General features: G+C 64.1%; 23 protein-coding genes. 10 read left to right on the top strand and 13 right to left on the bottom strand.

The genetic code is table 11. The features are described 5' to 3' along the window. The first annotated feature begins 201 nt into the window (after positions 1-201). The 5 genes from IV098_RS01890 to IV098_RS01870 are packed head-to-tail and all read left to right on the top strand — an operon-like array spanning position 202 to position 3,171. Positions 202-573, top strand: coding sequence for a nucleotide pyrophosphohydrolase (locus IV098_RS01890; protein WP_296885883.1), 372 nt, complete (start codon positions 202-204; stop codon positions 571-573). Continuing rightward, on the top strand, positions 566-883 hold the full coding sequence (locus IV098_RS01885) for a (2Fe-2S) ferredoxin domain-containing protein (RefSeq protein WP_296885881.1): 318 nt from the start codon (positions 566-568) through the stop codon (positions 881-883). The genes IV098_RS01890 and IV098_RS01885 overlap by 8 nt, the downstream gene beginning before the upstream one ends. Before the next feature lie 8 nt (positions 884-891). Continuing rightward, complete coding sequence (locus IV098_RS01880; RefSeq protein ID WP_296885879.1) at positions 892-1,494, top strand: alpha/beta hydrolase; 603 nt, start codon at positions 892-894, stop codon at positions 1,492-1,494. Continuing rightward, complete coding sequence (locus IV098_RS01875; protein WP_296885876.1) at positions 1,488-2,393, top strand: ATP-binding cassette domain-containing protein; 906 nt, start codon at positions 1,488-1,490, stop codon at positions 2,391-2,393. The genes IV098_RS01880 and IV098_RS01875 overlap by 7 nt, the downstream gene beginning before the upstream one ends. Beyond that, positions 2,386-3,171, top strand: a complete 786-nt coding sequence (locus IV098_RS01870) for an ABC transporter permease (RefSeq protein WP_296885874.1) — start codon at positions 2,386-2,388, stop codon at positions 3,169-3,171. Before IV098_RS01875 ends, IV098_RS01870 begins: the two co-directional genes overlap by 8 nt. A gap of 3 nt (positions 3,172-3,174) precedes the next feature. Here IV098_RS01870 and lipA read toward each other — a convergent pair whose 3' ends face one another. Beyond that, positions 3,175-4,101, bottom strand: a complete 927-nt coding sequence (gene lipA, locus IV098_RS01865; protein WP_296885872.1) for a lipoyl synthase — start codon at positions 4,099-4,101, stop codon at positions 3,175-3,177. 215 nt (positions 4,102-4,316) lie between these two features. Between lipA and IV098_RS01860 the strand changes: the two genes are divergently transcribed. After that, positions 4,317-4,787, top strand: a complete 471-nt coding sequence (locus IV098_RS01860; RefSeq protein WP_296885871.1) for a hypothetical protein — start codon at positions 4,317-4,319, stop codon at positions 4,785-4,787. Beyond that, positions 4,777-5,313: a TlpA disulfide reductase family protein gene (locus IV098_RS01855; RefSeq protein ID WP_296885869.1), complete on the top strand. Its 537-nt coding sequence runs from the start codon at positions 4,777-4,779 to the stop codon at positions 5,311-5,313. Before IV098_RS01860 ends, IV098_RS01855 begins: the two co-directional genes overlap by 11 nt. Here the strand turns inward: IV098_RS01855 and IV098_RS01850 are convergent, their stop codons facing one another. From IV098_RS01850 to IV098_RS01795, 12 genes are all read right to left on the bottom strand, one after another. Continuing rightward, positions 5,314-5,622, bottom strand: a complete 309-nt coding sequence (locus IV098_RS01850) for a non-heme iron oxygenase ferredoxin subunit (RefSeq protein ID WP_296885867.1) — start codon at positions 5,620-5,622, stop codon at positions 5,314-5,316. Beyond that, positions 5,622-6,737 carry an anthranilate phosphoribosyltransferase gene (locus IV098_RS01845; RefSeq protein WP_296885865.1) on the bottom strand — a complete coding sequence of 372 codons (1,116 nt, stop codon included), beginning with the start codon at positions 6,735-6,737 and terminating at the stop codon, positions 5,622-5,624. Before IV098_RS01845 ends, IV098_RS01850 begins: the two co-directional genes overlap by 1 nt. A gap of 49 nt (positions 6,738-6,786) precedes the next feature. Continuing rightward, on the bottom strand, positions 6,787-7,446 hold the full coding sequence (lipB, locus tag IV098_RS01840) for a lipoyl(octanoyl) transferase LipB (RefSeq protein ID WP_296885863.1): 660 nt from the start codon (positions 7,444-7,446) through the stop codon (positions 6,787-6,789). Next, positions 7,425-7,688, bottom strand: a complete 264-nt coding sequence (locus IV098_RS01835) for a DUF493 domain-containing protein (RefSeq protein WP_296885861.1) — start codon at positions 7,686-7,688, stop codon at positions 7,425-7,427. The genes lipB and IV098_RS01835 overlap by 22 nt, the downstream gene beginning before the upstream one ends. Beyond that, positions 7,685-8,533 (bottom strand): D-amino acid aminotransferase, encoded by an 849-nt coding sequence (locus tag IV098_RS01830; RefSeq protein WP_296886319.1) that lies wholly within the window; start codon positions 8,531-8,533, stop codon positions 7,685-7,687. The genes IV098_RS01835 and IV098_RS01830 overlap by 4 nt, the downstream gene beginning before the upstream one ends. A 239-nt stretch (positions 8,534-8,772) precedes the next feature. Further along, positions 8,773-9,894, bottom strand: a complete 1,122-nt coding sequence (locus tag IV098_RS01825) for a D-alanyl-D-alanine carboxypeptidase family protein (protein ID WP_296885859.1) — start codon at positions 9,892-9,894, stop codon at positions 8,773-8,775. Positions 9,895-9,901: 7 nt separating this feature from the next. Beyond that, complete coding sequence (locus tag IV098_RS01820) at positions 9,902-10,732, bottom strand: septal ring lytic transglycosylase RlpA family protein (protein WP_296885857.1); 831 nt, start codon at positions 10,730-10,732, stop codon at positions 9,902-9,904. A 17-nt stretch (positions 10,733-10,749) separates the two neighbouring features. Continuing rightward, positions 10,750-11,850 carry a rod shape-determining protein RodA gene (gene rodA, locus IV098_RS01815; protein WP_296885856.1) on the bottom strand — a complete coding sequence of 367 codons (1,101 nt, stop codon included), beginning with the start codon at positions 11,848-11,850 and terminating at the stop codon, positions 10,750-10,752. Next, a complete protein-coding gene (gene mrdA / locus IV098_RS01810; protein ID WP_296885854.1) occupies positions 11,837-13,729 on the bottom strand; it encodes a penicillin-binding protein 2 in 1,893 nt (630 codons plus the stop codon). The genes rodA and mrdA overlap by 14 nt, the downstream gene beginning before the upstream one ends. Continuing rightward, positions 13,726-14,223 carry a rod shape-determining protein MreD gene (gene mreD / locus IV098_RS01805; protein WP_296885852.1) on the bottom strand — a complete coding sequence of 166 codons (498 nt, stop codon included), beginning with the start codon at positions 14,221-14,223 and terminating at the stop codon, positions 13,726-13,728. The genes mrdA and mreD overlap by 4 nt, the downstream gene beginning before the upstream one ends. Continuing rightward, positions 14,220-15,098: a rod shape-determining protein MreC gene (mreC, locus tag IV098_RS01800; protein WP_296885850.1), complete on the bottom strand. Its 879-nt coding sequence runs from the start codon at positions 15,096-15,098 to the stop codon at positions 14,220-14,222. The genes mreD and mreC overlap by 4 nt, the downstream gene beginning before the upstream one ends. Before the next feature lie 37 nt (positions 15,099-15,135). Further along, positions 15,136-16,176, bottom strand: coding sequence for a rod shape-determining protein (locus IV098_RS01795; RefSeq protein WP_296886318.1), 1,041 nt, complete (start codon positions 16,174-16,176; stop codon positions 15,136-15,138). A 101-nt stretch (positions 16,177-16,277) separates the two neighbouring features. Here IV098_RS01795 and gatC point away from each other — a divergent pair, with 101 nt between their 5' ends. Genes gatC through gatB form a run of 3 tightly spaced genes read left to right on the top strand, consistent with a single transcriptional unit; the run spans position 16,278 to position 19,453 of the window. After that, the gene (gene gatC / locus IV098_RS01790; protein ID WP_296885848.1) at positions 16,278-16,565 is read left to right on the top strand and encodes an Asp-tRNA(Asn)/Glu-tRNA(Gln) amidotransferase subunit GatC; all 288 of its coding nucleotides are present in this window, start codon (positions 16,278-16,280) and stop codon (positions 16,563-16,565) included. A gap of 3 nt (positions 16,566-16,568) precedes the next feature. Beyond that, entirely contained in the window at positions 16,569-18,026 is a 1,458-nt protein-coding gene (gene gatA / locus IV098_RS01785) for an Asp-tRNA(Asn)/Glu-tRNA(Gln) amidotransferase subunit GatA (protein WP_296885846.1), read from the top strand. After that, positions 18,023-19,453: an Asp-tRNA(Asn)/Glu-tRNA(Gln) amidotransferase subunit GatB gene (gatB, locus tag IV098_RS01780; protein ID WP_296885844.1), complete on the top strand. Its 1,431-nt coding sequence runs from the start codon at positions 18,023-18,025 to the stop codon at positions 19,451-19,453. Before gatA ends, gatB begins: the two co-directional genes overlap by 4 nt. Positions 19,454-19,507 lie beyond the last annotated feature (54 nt).

Below are 19,507 nucleotides of genomic sequence, written 5' to 3'. Positions count from 1 at the left end.
GCCGCGATTATGCCTGAGCGAAATGAAAATTCGACTTCAACGTGTGAAGCCATCGGCACAAGCCCAAGCAAACACCACGCCAGGCCATGGCACCACCACCCGGGCCGCACATCGATCATCCGTCCGCTGTACGCCCTGGCATTTGTCGATCATTCGTCAGGGGTGTCATAAGCTCATCGCCTGCGGGGTATCATGCCGCCCATGAATGCCCCCGTAATCGACAGCCTCGACACCCTGCGCCAGCATATCCGTGCGTTTGCCCAGGCGCGCGCATGGGAACGCTTCCACACGCCCAAAAATCTGGCCATGGCACTGAGCGTGGAAGCGGCGGAACTGCTGGAACCCTTCCAATGGCTGACGGCCGAACAAAGCCAAGACTTGAGCCCAACGCAACACGAGGCGGTGCGTCAGGAGATCGCCGACGTGTTGATCTACCTGACGCGGCTGGCCGACGTGCTCGGCATCGACCTGCTCGAAGCCGCCGCCGACAAGCTCGATATCAACGCCCGCAAATACCCGGCCGATCTGGCGCACGGGAATGCCACCAAATATTCGGAACGATCTGATGACTAAGCCGTATTTCACCCACCACGTGTTTTTCTGCACCAACCAACGCGACGACGGCGCCCCCTGCTGCGGTGCCTCCGGTGGCCAGCAGATGCGCGATTACATGAAGAAAAAAGCCAAGCAGGCGCACCTCACCGGCGCCGGCAAATGCCGCATCAACAGTGCGGGCTGCATGGACCGCTGCGACGAAGGCCCGGTGCTGGTGGTTTACCCGGAAGGCGTCTGGTACACCTACGTCGACGAAACCGACATCGACGAAATCTTCGAACAGCATCTCAAGCACGGCCATATCGTCGAGCGTCTGCAGTTGAAATAATCCCTCCCGTGAAACGCTACAAACTCCGCATCCCCACCGCCGTCGGCAAGCTGGAAACCGTGGTCGACGATCCCGAAGGCCAGCGCCGCGGCCTGTTGCTGGTGGCGCATCCGCATCCCCTGCATGGCGGCAGTCTCGAAAACAAGGTCGTCACCACGCTGGCCAAAGCTGCCAACGAGGCGGGCTGGGTCAGCGTACGGCCGAACTTTCGCGGGGTCGGCATGAGCGATGGCCTGTTCGACGCCGGCAGGGGGGAAACCGAGGATCTGCTCGCCGCCGCCCGTTTCGTTGAAGCGACCTATCCCGGCCTGCCTTGGGTGCTGGCCGGGTTCTCTTTCGGCGCCTTCGTGCAGCACCGCCTGCGCCAGCAACTCGACGCGCGCCGCCTGATCCTGGTCGCCCCCGCCGTCACGATGTATGAATTCGACCCGGTGCCACCTGACAGCGTGCTGATCTATGGCGATGCCGACGAGCTGATTGCCCCCGAAGCGATGCAGCGCTGGGCGGAGCAACAGCAGCTTGCGACCAAGGTCATCCCCGATGCCGGACATTTTTTTCACGGCAAACTGGGTGAACTGAAGCAGGCGTTTCTGGAAGCCTGCCCATGCTGAAAGTGCGCGGCCTTACCAAAACCTACGGCGACACCGAAGTGGTGCGCGGCCTCGACCTGGATGTCCGGCGCGGCGAATGTTTCGGCCTGCTGGGCCCGAACGGCGCCGGCAAAACCACCACCCTGCGCCTGCTGCTCGGCCTCACCGACCCCGACAGCGGCAGCATCGAGCTGGCCGGCATCGCCGTGCCGCAAAGGGCGCGCGAAGCGCGCATGAAGGTCGGCGTGGTGCCGCAATTGGACAACCTCGACCCGGATTTTTCGGTACGCGAAAACCTGCTCGCCTATGGCCGCTATTTCGGCATGAGTAAAGCTGCAGTCACCGCGCGCGTGCCCATGCTGCTGGAGTTCGCCGGGCTGGCAAACAAGGCCGACGCGCAGATTGCGCAGCTGTCGGGCGGCATGAAACGGCGGCTCACGCTGGCGCGCGCGCTGGTGCACGACCCCGATATCCTGTTTCTCGACGAACCCACCACCGGCCTCGATCCGCAGGCGCGCCATCTGATCTGGCAGGGCCTGCGCCGCCTGCTCGCCGAAGGCAAAACCATCGTGCTGACCACTCACTTCATGGACGAGGCCGAGCGGCTGGCCGATCGCCTTGCCATCCTCGATCACGGCCGCAGGGTCGTCGAAGGTGCGCCGCGCGCGCTGATCGAAGCGCATATCGAGCCGGCCGTGGTCGAAGTGTTCGGCGAAGGCCTGGCCGACTGGACCCGCGCACACGCGGCCACGCTGTGCCTGCGCCATGAATCGGTCGGCGAAACCCTGTTCTGCTACACCGCCACCCCCGACAGCGTGATCGATGCGCTGAAGGAAGTGCCTGCATTGCGCTACGTCCACCGGCCGTCCAACCTCGAAGACGTCTTTCTCAAACTCACCGGGAGAGACCTGCGTGATTAAGCATCTGCGCTTGCCCCGGCTGTCGTGGCGCTTTATACCGGTATGGCAGCGCAACTACCTGGTGTGGAAAAAGCTCGCCATCCCGTCCATCCTCGGCAACCTGGCCGATCCGATGCTGTACATGCTGGGCCTCGGCTTCGGCCTCGGCAGCCTGCTGCCGGACATCAACGGCATGTCGTATCTGAGCTTTCTCGCCGCAGGCACGGTGGCTTACAGCACGATGAACGCCGCCACTTTCGAAGTGCTGTATTCGAGTTTCTCGCGCATGCACGTACAGCGCACCTGGGATGCGATTCTCAACGCACCGATGACGCTCGACGACATCATGCTCGGCGAACTGACCTGGGCGACGTCGAAAAGCCTGCTCTCCGGCGTGGCGATACTGGCGGTGATCTGGGGGCTGGGGCTGTTCGGCAATTTCTGGATGACGCTGTGGATCATCCCGGTGGTAGCACTGGTCGGCTTCTGCTTCGGCGGCATGGGCCTGGTGATGAACGCGGTGTCGCCGAGCTACGATTTCTTTCTGTATTACTTCACACTGGTGATCACGCCGATGGTGCTGCTGTGCGGCGTGTTCTTCCCGGTGACGCAACTGCCGCCACTGCTGCAAAGCGTGTCGGCCTGGCTGCCGCTCACCCACGCCATCGATCTGGCGCGGCCGCTGGTGATCGGCCGCGTGCCCAATAGCGTTGCGCTGCACGTGGCGGCCCTGTTGATCTACGGCAGTCTGGGTTACGTCATCGCGCTGGCGCTGACGCGCAAGCGGCTGTTGAAATAGGCCTCAGACGCCCGCTGCCTGCTGGTCGGCGTGGTAGCTCGAACGCACCATCGGCCCGCACGCCGCGTGCTTGAAACCCATCGCCAGTGCTTCCTGCTCGAACTGGGCAAAACGCTCCGGCGTCACGAAGCGCAGCACCGGCAAGTGGTGTTGCGACGGCTGCAGGTATTGCCCGAGCGTCAGCATGTCGACATCGTGCGCGCGCAGGTCGCGCATCACCTGCAGGATCTCATCGTCTTCCTCGCCCAGCCCCAGCATCAGCCCGGACTTGGTCGGCACGTCGGGATGGCGCATCTTGAAATCCTTCAGCAATTTGAGCGAATGTGCGTAGTCGGCGCCCGGGCGCGCTGCCTTGTACAAACGCGGCACGGTTTCCAGGTTGTGGTTCATCACGTCAGGCGGCGCGGCATCGAAAATGTCGAGTGCGCGCTCGTGGCGGCCGCGAAAATCGGGGGTCAGGATTTCGATCCGCGTCGCCGGCGACAGCTCGCGCACGGCGCGAATGCAGTCGATGAAATGCTGCGCGCCGCCGTCGCGCAAATCGTCGCGATCGACGCTGGTGATGACGACATATTTCAGCGCCATCGTCGCAATGGTTTCGCCCAGATGGCGCGGCTCGTCGACATCGGGCGGCAGCGGCGTGCCGTGACCGACGTCGCAGAAGGGGCAACGCCGCGTGCACAGGTCGCCGAGGATCATGAAGGTCGCGGTGCCGTGGCCGAAGCATTCGCCCAGATTCGGACACGAGGCTTCTTCGCACACGGTGTGCAATTTGGCCTCGCGCAGGATGCCTTTCAGCCGCCCGACATTCGGCAGACTCGGCGCCTTGGCGCGAATCCACGGCGGCAGCCGCATGCGTTCCTGCGGCACGATCTTGATCGGGATGCGCGCGGTTTTGGCTGCGCCTTTATGCTGGATGGGATCGGCCATATAGCGTCCTCACTAAAGATGCCATTTTAACCGAGTTGACTGGGCGTCCCGCCCCGCGCCCGACAGGGGAATCTGGACACGGTCAGGCAAGCGATTACTATTCACGCATGCAATGCGCACCCGCCCTCTCTTGCTTCACTTTTTCACTCGCACTACTGCTGGTTCCTGCCGTTCATGCCGCAGAGCTGACACAGAATCGCGACCCGGAAAGCGGCTTGCTGGCGTGGAAAAAGGTAGATCGGGGGTTCAGCCTCGAACTCATCCAGTTATTGCCGGAATATGTCGCAGCACTCTATTCCTCGCGCAACCTGCCGCCCGCCGTGGTGGACAGCATGCGCGGCTATTGTGTGTTTGGCAGCGTGGCGCAGAACAGGTCCGGCAGCACGCTGGATTACCAGGTGGCGGACTGGCGCGCCGTCACGCCGGACGGCACGCAGCACCGGCCCAAGACCAAACCCGAGTGGATCGCCGAATGGAAAGCGTTCGGCTCGGATTTCGGCTGGTCGATCCTGCCCGCCGCCGCAAGTTTTGACGCGAGCGACTGGGCGCAGGGTTTCACCACGATACAACTGCCGCCCGGTTCGCATTTCGATCTGCTTTACTCATGGAAACATCATGGCAAACACTACCGCGGCAAAATGGAAAACCTGGTCTGCGCACCCGACAAGCCGCCGCTTGCTCCTTAGCTTCGGGATCGCACTGTGCCTTGCGGGCAGCGCCCAGGCAGCGCTGCCGCTGCCGGAAATGAGCCACAGTTTCACTTCACTTAAACCAGCCAGGCCCGCCAGCGATTTCACCCTGCCCGATCTGGACGGCAAGCCGGTCAAGCTGTCGGATCATCACGGCAAAGTGGTGCTGGTCAATTTCTGGGCAACCTGGTGCCCGCCCTGCCGCCGAGAGATGCCTTCCATGGAGCGACTGGCGCAGCGACTCAAAGACCAGCCTTTTGTCATTCTGGCCGTCAACCAGCAAGAAGAACCCGATCAGGTATTCGCATTTACCGGACAACTGGATCCAGCGCCCACCTTCCCCATCCTGTTCGACCACAACAGCACGGTTTCCCACGCCTGGAACGTGCTGGGCCTACCCGCAAGCTACATCGTGGACCCGCAGGGGCGCGTAGTTTACCGGGCGATGGGCGGACGCGAGTTCGACCACCCGGAGATCGAGCAGACGATCCGCGATCTACTCAAACAATCAACGCCCAAATAATCAAGCCTTGACCCAGACCTGTCCGGCCTCGATTTTCACCGGGTAGGTCCTGATCGGCTCGTCGGCCGGATCGCAGGTGGGCTGGCCAGTGGTCAGATCGAAGTAGCTGCCATGCAGCGAGCACTTGATCTTGCCGTCCTTGATGCAGCCGAGGTAGAGGGAATAATCCTCGTGGCTGCACATTTCGTCGACAACGTAATGCGTGCCGTTGGCGTTGCACAGCAGCAGCTTCCTGCCGTCGACGACGACGCGTTTCATCTGCGCCGGCTTGAGTTCGTCGGCAGCGGCGATGGCGACATATTCGGCCATCACTTCACCCGCGCCACGGCACGGCCGGAATCCAGCACCGCACGGATCTGCGCCGCCGCATCGGCCACGCTGGCTGCCTTGCCGACGTGGTGCAGGATGATCGAACCGGCCAGCACCAGCGAATCGTAGGTTGCGCCCTTGTCGCCCTTGAGCGCCAGAATGCCGGCCTCGGCGGCGGCATGCGCGGTGGCCTTGATATCGATGGCGGCGACGATTTCGTCCTCGCCCGCCTCACCCGCCACGCTGCCGGGTAGCGGCACGGCGCGTATCGGCTGGTCGATGCCGAGCGCCACCGGATCGATGCTGGCTTCGATTTCCTCGGCGCGATCGTGGTAGTGGAAATATTTGCCGGTCTGGCGCAGCGACGGAATCACCCCGCCCTCGACGCCGCGTACGATGCAGGCAGTGTCGAATCCAGCCACCCGCGCGAGGTCGGCGTACACCGGCGGATAGGGCTTGTGCACGTAGCCGGTCACGAAATGCGTCAATTTTTTGCCGGCGATGGGCTTCGACAGCACCTCCACCGTGGTCAGCACCTGGCGCTTGATCATCTGGGTGCGCAACGGAATCAGGTTGTGCATGCCGGGGTTGGAATGTGCCTGGTCGACGTAGGTCCAGCCCAGCGCAGGATCGGAGAGGCGCGCGGCCGCTTCGGCGGGCGACAGGTTGACCGGCACCCCAGCCGCTTCCAGCACGTGGCGCGCCGTTACGCCGTATTTGGGGCCGACCTTGTCCAGGCCATGCGACACCACATGCACGTCAAATTCGGCCAGCAGCGGGCCCAGGAAGGGCGCGGCGGGCAGACAGCGGGTATAGCCATCGTAGGGGTCGCCGATATCGACCACTTCGTCCACCTCGGCCGTCACGCGGCGCGTGGTTTCCAGCACCGCATCGAGCACGCCGCGGTTCTCGTCCATGGTCTCGCGCTTCATCCGCAACGCAATGAAGTAAATACCCACTTGCACCGGATCGATGACGTTGTCGATGATGGCCTTGGTGCCCAGATGCGCCTCGGTGCGGCTGATGTCTTTCGACAGATCAGGGCCGGTGGCAATACGCTGAATAATCGAGCGCATCAGCAGCTTGGGGTCGGACGGCAGGGTGTCGGTGGTCATAAATAACTCCAATAGAAGCTGCAAGAATACTAATAACCGACTAAACCGGTCAAGAATAGATCGTGCGGCGCAACGCCTGTTCCAGCCGCTGCGCCCATGCTGTCACATTTGAATCGACGCCGAGGTCGCGGCATTGCGTCACCCGCATCCCGGCATAGCCGCAGGGATTGATCGCCGCGAACGGGCGCAGGTCCATGTCCACATTCAGCGCCAGACCATGGTAGGTGCAGCCGTGCTTGACCCGCAGCCCCAGTGCGGCGATTTTTGCGCCCGCCACATACACGCCCGGCGCGCCGGTTTGCCGCTCGGTGCTTACGCCCACCGCGGCCAGCGCGTCAATCACCGCCTGCTCCATGCGCGTCACCAGCTCGCGGATACCGTAACCGCGCCGCCGCAGGTCGACCAGCACGTAGGCGACGACCTGCCCCGGCCCGTGATAGGTGATCTGGCCGCCGCGATCGATCGGCACCACGGGAATGTCGGTGGCTGCAATCAGATGCTCGGGCTTGCCCGCCTGGCCCAAGGTATACACCGGCGGGTGTTCCAGCAGCCAGAGTTCGTCCGACGTGTCGGGCGTGCGCTGCGCGGTGAAATCCTGCATGGCCCGCCAGGTCGGCTCGTACTCGACCCGTCCCAAGCGCCGAACGATCGCCTCGCCGCTCACCGCTTGCCGCTCTCCGCTCACCATCAAAGCGCCATCTTCACCCATGGGTGCGCGGTGATCTCCCGATACAACGCATCCAGCTGCGCCTTGGAGGTAGCGCGCACGGTACAGGTCACGGAGAGGAAATTACCCTTGCTCGACGCCCGCATCTCGACCGTTTCGGGCCTGAAATCGGGCGCGTGGCGCAGCACCAGTTCGACCATCGCCTGCGCAAAATCGTCGCGTCGTTCACCCATGATCTTGATCGGAAAATCGGTCGGAAAATCGAGCAGGGTTTCCTCGCTCATGCGCGCATCACCTGTTGTTTGAATTGCTGGTACAGCGCATCCATCTGCCGCGCCATCGGTCCTTGCTTGCCATCGCCGATCGGCGCGCCATCGAGGCTTACGATCGGCATGATTTCCTTGGTCGACGAGGTCATCCACAACTCGTCAGCATCACGCAATTCGGCTTCGCTGATCGCCCGCAGCTCGGCCGGAATGCCATGCGCGGCCGCGAGTTCCAGCACCACGTCATAAGTGATGCCGGTGAGAATCAGACGGGACGGCGGCGGTGCCCGCAGCACGCCGTCTTTCACCACAAAAATGTTGCTCGCCGCCCCTTCGCTGAAAAACCCGTCGCGCAGCATAACGGTTTCGGCACAGCCGGCTTCCACCGCCTGCTGCCGCGCCAGCACGTTGGCGAGCAGCGAAATGGCCTTGATATCGCAGCGCCCCCAGCGGATATCGGGCGCGGTAATGGCGCACACACCGGCCGATTTTTGTTCAGCCGTTGCACTCACCAGCGGCTGCGCAAACATGAACACGGTCGGCGCCACGCCCGCTGGAAACGCGTGGTCACGCGGCGCCACCCCGCGCGTGATTTGCAGGTAAACCGACTGGTCGTCGAAATCCTGCTGCGCGATCAATTGTTCGATCAACTCGCGCCATACGGCGACGCCGTGCGGATTGGCCAGGCGGATGCCGTCGAGACTGTGCTGCAGGCGACGCAGGTGTTCTTCCAGCCGGAAGGGCTTGCGCGAATACACCGGCACCAGTTCGTACACGCCATCGCCGAAAACGAAGCCACGGTCCAGCACCGACACCCTGGCATCGGCCAGCGGCATGAAGCGGCCATCCAGATACACCGCCATCATCCTAGAAACCGCAGTTGGACGCGCCCGAGGGTGCGTCTGGTCGGGTGTCTGCCGCGAAGCAACGACGCCGCGGGCCGGGGCCCGCAAGGAGGTGCGACAAAGGCAGACGCACGAGCAGGCGTGACATCGGGTGCGTAGCGGACTCGCCCAATAAGATGAATGGTATCGAAGGCGATCAATTCTGTATTCATACGGTATTTACGAAAGCGATGAGCGGTCAACTGCGGTTTTTAGGATCACTCCACCATCAGCCGCAGGGAGTCCCAGGCGCGGCCAAAAATGCCGGACACGCCCACGTCCTGCAGCGCGACCAGAGCGAAATCGCCCAGCGGCTTGCCGTCCAATGTCAGCCGCAGGCTGCCCATGCGCTGCCCTTTGTTGACCGGCGCCAGCGCCGGTTGCTGAGTGATGACTTCAGCCTTGAGACGGGCGGCGCTGCCGTGCGGAATCAGCAGATGGAAATCCTGCGCAAAACCGAGCGCCACGCTGTCGCTCAAACCGCGGTAGAGCTTGATCACCTTGACGCTCTGACCGGCGCGGTACAGGCGCACGCTGTCGTAATTCTCGAATGCATCGTTCTGCAGCTTGAGCGCATCCTGCGTGCGCTGGGCATCGGTACGCGCCCCCAACACCACTGCGATGCGCTGCTGGTCGCCACGCGTGGCCGAGATGACCGCGCAGTAGCCGGCCTGCGTGGTGCGGCCGACTTTCAGCCCGTTCACCGTGGGATCACGCCACAGCAGGCGATTGGCGTTGTAATAGGTGATGCCCTTGAAGACCAGTTCCTGCTGCGCAAAGAACGCCAGGCGATTGGGGAAGTCCCGCACCAGCGCGCGCCCGAGCAGGGCCAGGTCGCGCGCGCTCGACTCGTGTCCCGGCTCGGTCAGGCCGGTGGCATTCATGAAACGGGTTTTGCTCAAGCCGAGACGTTTGGCTTCACGGTTCATGCGCGCGACAAAGGCTGCTTCGCTGCCGTCGGCCGCTGTCACCAGCGTGAGTACGGCATCGCTGGCCGACTGCACCAGCATGGCCTGCAGCAGGGTGTCGACACTGATCTGCTCGCCCGCCTTGAGGAACACGCGCGCGCCGTCGACCTGTTCGGCGGCAGGCGGCACGGTGAGCAATTCGCCCAGACTCAGCTTGTTTTTCTTGATATCGCCGAGCAGCACATAGGCCGTCATCAACTGGGTCAGCGAGGCTGGCGCCAGCGGCAGATCGGCCTGATGCGCCGCCAGCTCACGCCCGCTGGCCTGATCGATCGACACCCACGCCCGCGCGCCCATCCCCACCGGCGCGGCCGATACCGCGAACGCGAAAAATAGGCCGATCACGCCGAGACCAAATCGCTTCATGCCCATGGCCCGCTCAATCCCGTCGGACCAGAATGGCGTTGAGCGCGAGACGCTCCTGCACCCGGGCGCGCTCGGCCTGCGCGACATCGTCGCTGGCATACGGGCCCAGCTGCACCCGATGCAGCTTGCCCGTCAGCACGACGCGTGTCTGCCCGCTGTCGAGTTCGAGTTCGCGCATCAGTCGATCCAGCAGTTGCTGTGCATTGCCGGGGCTCGAAAACGCGCCCACCTGCAGATAGACGCCCTGCCCGATCGCCTCGCCGGTCGTGTCGTAAGCGGCGGGATCAAGGCCCTCTACCCGCACCCGGGTGCTGCCCTGGCTGATATAGCCCAGCTTGGTCGCAGCGGTGTACGACAGGTCGATGATGCGTTGACTGTGAAACGGCCCGCGGTCGTTGATCCGCACCACCACGGATTGGCCGTTGGCCAGCGAAGTCACCCGCACATAGCTCGGGATCGGCAGGGTCGGATGCGCAGCCGTCATGGCATACATGTCGTAGGGCTCGCCCGAGGCGGTTTTCTTGCCGTGAAAGCGCTTGCCGTACCACGACGCCACGCCTTCCTGGCTAAAGCTGCGGCGCTCGGTCTGCGGCACATAGCGGCTGCCCAGCACTTCGTAGGGGCGATTGGCAAAGCGGTGCAGCGGCTCATCGCGCGGCACCGCGTCCGGGATGGCGGCGAGGTTGGGCGGCGGCGAGGACTCGGGGCCGTCGTCGAGATAGTAGCCGCCGCCTTTCGCGCTTTTGGCCGGCGTCGCAGGCTTGCCCGTCACGCTGGGGCTACTGCTGCAGCCGGCCAGAGACAGCGCTACTGCAACCACGCCCGAAGTCAGGATTGTTTTCATCCGTGCATTTTACCGTGTCAGGTTTTATTGAGCTGGCGATGCGTCGCCACGCTCATCACAATGCCCAGGCCCAGCAGCAGGGTGATGAGCGCAGTGCCGCCGTAGCTCATCAACGGTAAGGGCACGCCGACCACCGGCAAAATGCCCGACACCATGCCCATATTGACGAAGGCATAGGTGAAAAGGTTCAAGCTGAGCGTCGCCGCCATCAAGCGTCCAAACAAGGTGGGCGCGCGCGCCGCGATGATCAGGCCGCGCGCGACGATGGCCAGATACAGCCCCACCAGCAGAATCGTGCCGACATAGCCGAACTCCTCGCCGAACACGGCATAGATGAAGTCGGTGGTGCGCTCGGGAATGAAATCGAGCTGGTTTTGCGTGCCCTGCGCCCAGCCCTTGCCAAACAGCCCGCCCGAGCCGATCGCGATGGTGGATTGAATGATGTGGTAGCCGTCGCCCAGCGGATCGGAGGTCGGGTCGAGCAGGGTCAGCACGCGGCGCTGCTGGTAGTCGTGCATGAAACCCCACACCACCGGCAGGCTCGCCGCGCCCAGCAGCCCGCCGCCGGCAATCACCTTCCACGGCAAGCCGGCAAAGAACAGCAGATAAAACCCCGAGGCGCCAAGCATCAGGGCGGTGCCGAGATCGGGCTGGCGCAAAATCAGCAGGAAGGGCACCAGCAGCAGCGCCCCGCCCACCAGAAAATGCTTGCTGCGCAGCACCGCTTCGTTGCGCTGAAAGTACCAGGCCAGCATCAGCGGCAGCGCCAGTTTCAGCAGTTCGGAGGGCTGAAACGCGAAGCCCAGATTGAGCCAGCGCCGCGCGCCGTTGCGGATTTCCCCGAACAGCGCCACCCCCACCAGCAGCACAACGCCCGCCACATACAGCGGCGGCCCGACCTTGGACAGGATATGCGGCGGCACATTGGCCATCACCACCATCACCGACAGTGCCAGGCCGATGTTGATGAGGTGGCCGCTGATGCGCGCCGGGCTCTGCCCCGATGCGCTCGCCACCACGGCCAGGCTGACGCCCAGCAGCAACAGCACCAGGGTCAGCAGAATGCCGTCGAGGTGTTGCAGGCGCCGCACGATCCAGTGACGGCTAGTCGGTGGCATCGTTCCCTCCCAGAGTCATGGCGCCGGGACGTTTCCCGGTCAGATAAAAGTCCATCACTGCGCGCGCAATCGGTGCGGCCGTGGTCGCGCCGTGCTCGCCGTTTTCAACCATCACGGCAATGGCGATGGTCGGATTTTCGGCCGGTGCATAGGCGATGAACAGCGCATGGTCGCGATGCTTGCGCGCCAGGCTCGCTGCATCGTAGCGCGCGCCCTGCTTGATGCCCACCACCTGCGCGGTGCCAGTCTTGCCGGCGATGGTGTAGACCGCACCGGCAGCGGCGCGGGAAGCGGTACCGCCCGGGTGCGTCACTGCGACCATGCCTTCGCGCACCGCTGCCAGATTCTGCGGATCGATCGCAAGTCGGGTACGCGCCGGCGCCGGCAGCGTTTGCCAGGTGCGTGTCAGCGGGTCGCGCGCCGCCTGCGCCAGACGCGGCTCGATGCGCTGGCCGCCGTTGGCGATCATGGCGGTGGCCACAGCCAGCTGCAGCGGCGTGGTCAGGTGATACCCCTGACCGATACCGGCAATCACAGTTTCGCCGGGATACCAGACCTGCTTGAAGCGACGCTGCTTCCACTCGCGCGACGGCAGCAGGCCGGCCGATTCGCCGTCCAGATCAATGCCGGATTTTTCACCCAGGCCGAACTGCGCCAGATAGTCGTGCATGCGGTCGATTCCCATGTCGACCGCCAGCCGGTAATAGTAAACGTCGCACGACTGCGCGATCGACTTGCTCAGGTTCACCACGCCGTGGCCGCCCTTTTTCCAGTCGCGGTACTGGTGGCGGCTGCGCGGCAGGCTGAAATAACCGGGGTCGACAATCGCATCCTCGGGTTTGCGCAGCCCCAGCTCCAGTCCGGCCATCGCCATAAAAGGCTTGATCGTCGAGCCTGGCGGATAAATCCCGCGCAGCACGCGGTTGACCATCGGCCGATCAGGCGATTCGTTGAGCGATTTCCAGGTCACCGGGTCGATACCGTCGACAAACAGGTTGGGATCGAACCCGGGCTTGCTCACCAGCGCCAGCACCCCGCCCGTATTGGGATCGAGCGCCACCAGGCCGCCCAGATAGTCGCCGAACGCGTGTTCGGCCACTTCCTGCAGTTCGCGGTCGAGGTAGAGCCGCAGATCCTTGCCCGGCACGGGCGCAATGCGCGACAACACCCGCACCGCACGGCCGCCGGAATCGGTTTCCATCTGGTCGAAACCGGTGCGGCCGTGCAGCAGGGTTTCGTAGCTCTGCTCCAGCCCGGTCTTGCCGATGTGCGCACCGCCCTGGTAGTTCTTTTCGCGCCCGGATTCGCGCAACTGTTTGAGGTCGCGGTCGTTGATGCGGCCGATGAAGCCCACCACATGCGCCATTCCCGGCCCCGCCTGGTAGTTGCGGAACAGCCGCGCCTTGACCTCGATTCCGGGCAGGCGGTAGCGGTTGGCCGCCAGAATCGCCACTTCCTCGTCGGTCAGCTTGCTTTTCAGCGGCACCGTCTCGAACTCGTGCGATTCGGCGAGCAGGCGGCGGAAGCGCCGCAGCTGACCCGGCGTAATCTCGATCAGCTTGCCCACTTCGGTCAGGGTGGCTTCCAGATTGTGGATATGGGCGCGGGTGACTTCCAGCGTGTAGGCGGAATAGTTTTCCGCCAGCACGCGGCCCTTGCTGTCGAGAATCAGCCCGCGATTGGGCGCGATCGGCACCAGCGAAATGCGGTTGCTTTCGGCGCGGCCGGTGTAGAACGCATGCTGCGTGATCTGCAGGTAAAACTCGCGCGCCAGCAACACCGTCGCCAGCAGGGCCACAAAGCCTGCGCCTGCCTTCAGGCGCCCGTGAAAGCGCGCCAGCTCGCGATCCAGATTCTTCAGTGGGGCAGGCCGTCTCATGCCCGATCCTGCATCCCCTTGCCATGCCATAGCCGCAGCACGCCCGCCAGTACGAACCACATCACGGTATTGCTTGCCACCGGCAACAGGACGGCCAGTTCAATCGGCGGATGCCCGGCCAGCCAGCCCACCAGCAGCAACAGCAACTGCACCAGCAGGAAAATGGGGAACAGCTGGGCTGCCTGACGCAGCGGGTCGAACTGCAACAGCCGCAGGCGCAGGAACAGCACCAGATACACGCCGGCCACATAGGCCATCGCATGCTGGCCGAACACCCCGCCATTCTGGAAGTCCGCCATCAAGCCGGCCAGAAAAGCAGCGCCGAAACCGATCCGCGCGGGCTGATGCAACACCCAGAACAACACGCCAATCAGCAGAAAATCCGGCCGCAGCGCCAACGTCCAGCCCGACCACGGCAATTGTTCCAGCACCAGCGCCAGCGCCAGACTGCCCAGAATGCGGCGCCAGCTGCCGCTCGAATGTGTGGGGCTCATGGTTTCCCGGCTCCGGAAGGCGGTGGCAGCGGCGCCTGCACCGGCGGCGGCTCGGCCAGCAGCACCAGCACGGCACGCGCGCGGTCGAGCCCCGCCAGCGGCACGGCGGCCACCCGCAGATACGGCCCGGATTGCAAATGCGATACGCGCGTGACGCGTGCGACCGGAATCCCCGCCGGATAGACCCGGTCGATGCCGGAGGTCAGCAGGCGGTCATTGATCCGCACGTCGGTATGGCCCGGCATGTAGCGCAATTCCATCTGGCCACGCCCATTGCCCGCCGCCAGGCCGCGCTGGCCGGTCCGCTCGATAACCACCGGGGTCAATTGCTCGGGATTGCTCACCAGGGTGACTTCGCTGCTGCCCGGGTAGACCTGGCTCAGCTGCCCCACCAGACCGCGCGCATCGACCACCGGCAGGCCGCTGCGCAGTTTCGCCGCCGCGCCCTGATCCAGCATCATCTGCTGGACGAACCAGTCATGGCCGCGATACAACAGGGCGGCGTGTACCACCCGCTGGCCCGGACGCTGCTGCAACTGCAGCAAAGCACGCAGCTCGGCGTTTTCGCGGCTGATCTCGCGGGCGGCGTTGACGCTCACCCACAACCGCGCGCGTTCCGCGCGCAAAGCGTCGCGCTCGGTTTGCAGCTGACGGTGACGGGTAAAAAAACCGCCCAGCTCGGCGGCGGCATCGGCGGGCACGCGCAAGACTTCGCGCACCGGCTGCAACATCAGCGACAAACCGCTGCGCAGGCTGTCGAGCGCGTGATAACGCGAATCGGCGACCACACAGGCCACCCCCACCAGCAGCCAGATCAGCAGGCGGGCGGTCGCGCCAAGCTGGCGCGCGAACATGAGCTGATCCGACGCCGCCATCAACGACCTCCGTCAGCCTGACTGCACGTTGCGACGCTCACTCGTTGGTGAACACCGACGCCAGCTTGTCCATTTCTTCGAGCGCGCGTCCGCAGCCGCGCACCACGCAGGTCAGCGGATCGTCGGCGACGATCACCGGCAGGCCGGTTTCTTCCATCAGCAGGCGGTCGAGGTCGCGCAACAGCGCGCCGCCACCGGTCAGCACCATGCCTTTTTCGGCGATGTCTGCGCCGAGTTCGGGCGGGGTCTGTTCCAGCGCTTGCTTGACTGCACTGACGATGGCGTTGAGCGGCTCGGTCAGCGCTTCGAGAATTTCGTTGGACGACACGTTGAAGCTGCGCGGCACGCCTTCGGCCAGGCTGCGGCCTTTGACTTCCATTTCCAGCACCTCGGCGCCGGGGAAGGCCGAGCCCATTTTTTTCTTGATCTGTTCGGCGGTCGCTTCGCCAATCAGCATGCCGTAATTGCGGCGGATATAATTGATGATCGCCTCGTCCATGCGGTCGCCGCCGACGCGCACCGAATTGGCATACACCACGCCGCCGAGCGAGATCACCCCGACCTCGGTGGTGCCGCCGCCGATGTCGACCACCATCGAGCCGGTCGCTTCGGCCACCGGCAGGCCGGCGCCGATCGCCGCCGCCATCGGCTCCTCGATCAGATACACCTGACGCGCACCGGCGCCGATCGCCGACTCGCGGATCGCGCGGCGCTCCACCTGGGTCGAGCCGCACGGCACGCAAATGATGATGCGCGGGCTGGGGCGGAACATTCGGGTGTCGTGCACCTTCTTGATGAAATACTTGAGCATCTGCTCGGTGACGGTGAAGTCGGCGATCACGCCGTCCTTCATCGGCCGGATCGCCTGCAGGTTGCCCGGGGTGCGGCCCAGCATCTGCTTGGCCTCTGCGCCCACCGCCTGTACGGTGCGTTTGCCGCCCACCGAGTCGGTGCGGATCGACACCACCGAGGGCTCGTCCAGCACGATGCCGCGGTCGCGCACATAAATCAGCGTGTTTGCAGTACCCAGGTCGATGGCGAGATCGGTGGAGAAATAGCTGGTCAGGAACTTGAACATGGTGGCGGCGACGCCCGCGCCAGGCGGGCGAAAGGGCAGAAAAAACAAGGGGGCTATGATAACCTACCGGGCTCCATTACCGTAAGCCACCAGGTGTTTTCATGTCCCTTACAACGGACGACGTCAAACGCATCGCCCGCCTTGCCCGCATCGAAACCAGCGATGCCGAAGCGCAGGCCACGCAAACCCAGCTCAACAGCATTTTTGACCTGATCGCCACCATGCAGGCTGTGGATACGTCCGGCGTCAGTCCGATGGCGCATGCCCAGGAGGTCTACCAGCGCCTGCGCCCAGACGTCGCCACCGAAACCGACCGCCGCGCCGCCTTTCAGGCCATCGCGCCCGCCGTCGAAAACGGCCTCTACCTCGTGCCCAAGGTCATCGACTAAACCATGTCCGCCACCTCACTCACCGCCCTGGCCGCGCAACTCAAGGCCAAGCAGGTTTCCAGCCGCGAGCTTGCCCAGCAGTATCTCGACCGCATTGCCGCGCTGAATCCGTCGATCAATGCCTTCATCACGCTGGACACCGAAAAAACCCTGCTGGAAGCCGCCGCCGCCGACGCGCTGATCGCCGCCGGCCAGGCCGGTCCGCTGATCGGTGTGCCGATCGCGCACAAGGATATTTTCTGCACCGACGGCTGGCTCACCACCTGCGGTTCGAAAATGCTGCACAACTTCGTCGCGCCTTACGACGCGCACGTGATCCAGCAGTTCAAGGCCGCCGGCATGCCGAGCCTGGGCAAGACCAACATGGACGAGTTCGCCATGGGGTCAAGCAACGAAACGTCTTATTTCGGCGCGGTGAAAAACCCCTGGAATACCGCTTACGTACCCGGTGGCTCCTCCGGCGGTGCCGCGGCGTGTGTGGCCGCGCGGATGGCGCCCGCCGCCACCGGCACCGACACCGGCGGCTCGATCCGCCAGCCGGCCGCCTTGTGCGGCATCACCGGCCTCAAGCCGACTTACGGCCTGGTGTCGCGCTACGGCATGATCGCGTTCGCCTCCAGCCTCGACCAGGCCGGACCGATGGCGCCGTCAGCCGAAGACTGTGCGCTGCTGTTGAACGTGATGACCGGTTTCGATCCCAAGGACTCGACCTGCCTCGAGCGCGACAAAGAGGATTACACACGCGATCTGGACAAACCCTTGAGCGGTCTGCGTGTAGGTCTGCCGAAGGAGTTTTTCGCCGAAGGGCTCAACAACGAAGTCGCCGCCGCCGTCGAAGCGGCCGTCAGCGAATTGAAAAAGCTCGGCGCCACCACGGTCGAGATTTCGCTTGCCAACTCCAAACTCGCGATCCCGGTGTATTACGTGCTCGCCCCGGCCGAAGCCTCGTCCAACCTGTCGCGCTTCGACGGCGTGCGCTACGGCTACCGCGCGCCCGAATACGGCAACCTCGACGACATGTATTGCAAGACCCGCGCGCAGGGCTTCGGCGCAGAGGTCAAACGCCGCATCCTGATCGGCGCCTATGTGCTGTCGCATGGCTACTACGACGCCTATTACCTGCAGGCGCAAAAAATCCGCCGCCTGATCGCCGAGGATTTCAACGCGGCGTTCAAGACCTGCGATGTCATCCTCGGCCCCACCGCGCCCGGCACCGCGTTCAAGCTGGGAGAGAAATCCGACGACCCGGTGGAAATGTATCTGAACGACCTCTACACCATTCCCGCCAACCTCGCCGGTCTGCCCGGCATGAGCTTGCCCTGCGGCTTCGACGGCAAGGGCCTGCCGATCGGCCTGCAACTGGTCGGCGATTACTTCAGCGAGGCGAAAATGCTCAACGTCGCCCATCAATACCAGCGCGTCACCGACTGGCACACTCGCCAACCGGAGGGTTTGAAATGAAGTGGGAGACCGTTATCGGCCTGGAAGTCCACACCCAGCTCGCCACCCGTTCCAAAATATTCTCCGGCAGCAGCACCGCCTTCGGCGCCGCGCCCAACACTCAGGCGAGCGCGGTCGACATCGCGCTGCCCGGCGTGCTGCCAGTGCTGAACAAGAGCGCGGTGGAATGCGCGATCAAATTCGGCCTGGCGATCGGCGCCACGCTCAATCGCATCAACGTGTTCGACCGCAAGAACTACTTCTACCCCGACCTGCCCAAGGGCTACCAGATCAGCCAGCTGGCCAAGCCCATCGTCGAAGGCGGCGCACTCACCATTCAGGTCGGCGACAGCGAGCGCACCATCAATCTCACCCGCGCTCACATGGAAGAGGACGCCGGCAAATCGCTGCACGAAGATTTCCACGGCATGAGCGGCATCGACCTCAACCGCGCCGGCACGCCGCTGCTGGAAATCGTCTCCGAACCGGAGATGCGCTCCAGCGCCGAGGCGGTCGCCTACGCGCGCGCGCTGCACACGCTGGTGACCTGGATCGGCATCTGCGACGGCAACATGCAGGAAGGCAGCTTCCGCGTCGACGCCAACGTCTCGGTGCGCCCGGTCGGCCAGGCCGAGTTCGGCACCCGCCGCGAAATCAAGAACCTCAACTCGTTCAAGTTCCTGCAGCAGGCGATCGACTACGAAGTGCGCTGGCAGATCGAAACGCTGGAAGACGGCGGCCGCATCGAGCAGGCCACCGTGCTGTTCGACCCCGACAGCGGCGAGACGCGCATGATGCGCAGCAAGGAAGACGCGCACGACTACCGCTACTTCCCCGATCCCGACCTGCTGCCGGTCAAGCTCGACGAAGACTGGATCGAGCAGGTGCGCGCCACGCTGCCCGAACTGCCGGCCGCGATGCAGGCGCGCTTCCAGTCCGAATACGGCGTCTCGCCTTACGACGCCGCCGTGCTGACCGGTTCGCGCGCACTCGCCGACTACTTCGAAGCGGCCGCCAAAGCCTGCGGCCAGGGCAAGCTCGCCGCCAACTGGGTGATGGGCGAACTCTCCGCCGCGCTCAACAAGGCCGATCTGGGCATCGAACAGAGCCCGGTCTCCGCCGCCCATCTCGGCGCGCTGATCGCCCGCATCCACGACGGCACGCTGTCCGGCAAGCTGGCCAAGCAGGTGTTCGAAGGCTTGTGGGAAGGCGCAGGCGAAGTCGACGCCATCATCGAGGCGCGCGGCCTCAAGCAAATGTCCGATTCCGGCGAACTGGAAAAAATCATCGACGAAGTCATGGCCGCCAATGCCAAGTCGGTGGAGGAATTCCGTTCCGGCAAGGAAAAGGCCTTCAACGCGCTGGTCGGCCAGGTCATGAAGGCCAGCAAGGGCAAGGCCAACCCGGCGCAGGTCAACGAGTCGCTCCGCAAAAAACTGACGGGTTGAGGCACGAAACCGCCCGCGTTGAGCCGGGCTGGCTGGCGCTATACACTCCCCAAA

Source organism: Thiobacillus sp. (assembly GCF_018780105.1).
Taxonomy (GTDB): domain Bacteria; phylum Pseudomonadota; class Gammaproteobacteria; order Burkholderiales; family Thiobacillaceae; genus Thiobacillus.
This window is presented reverse-complemented; position numbering and strand designations above follow the sequence as displayed.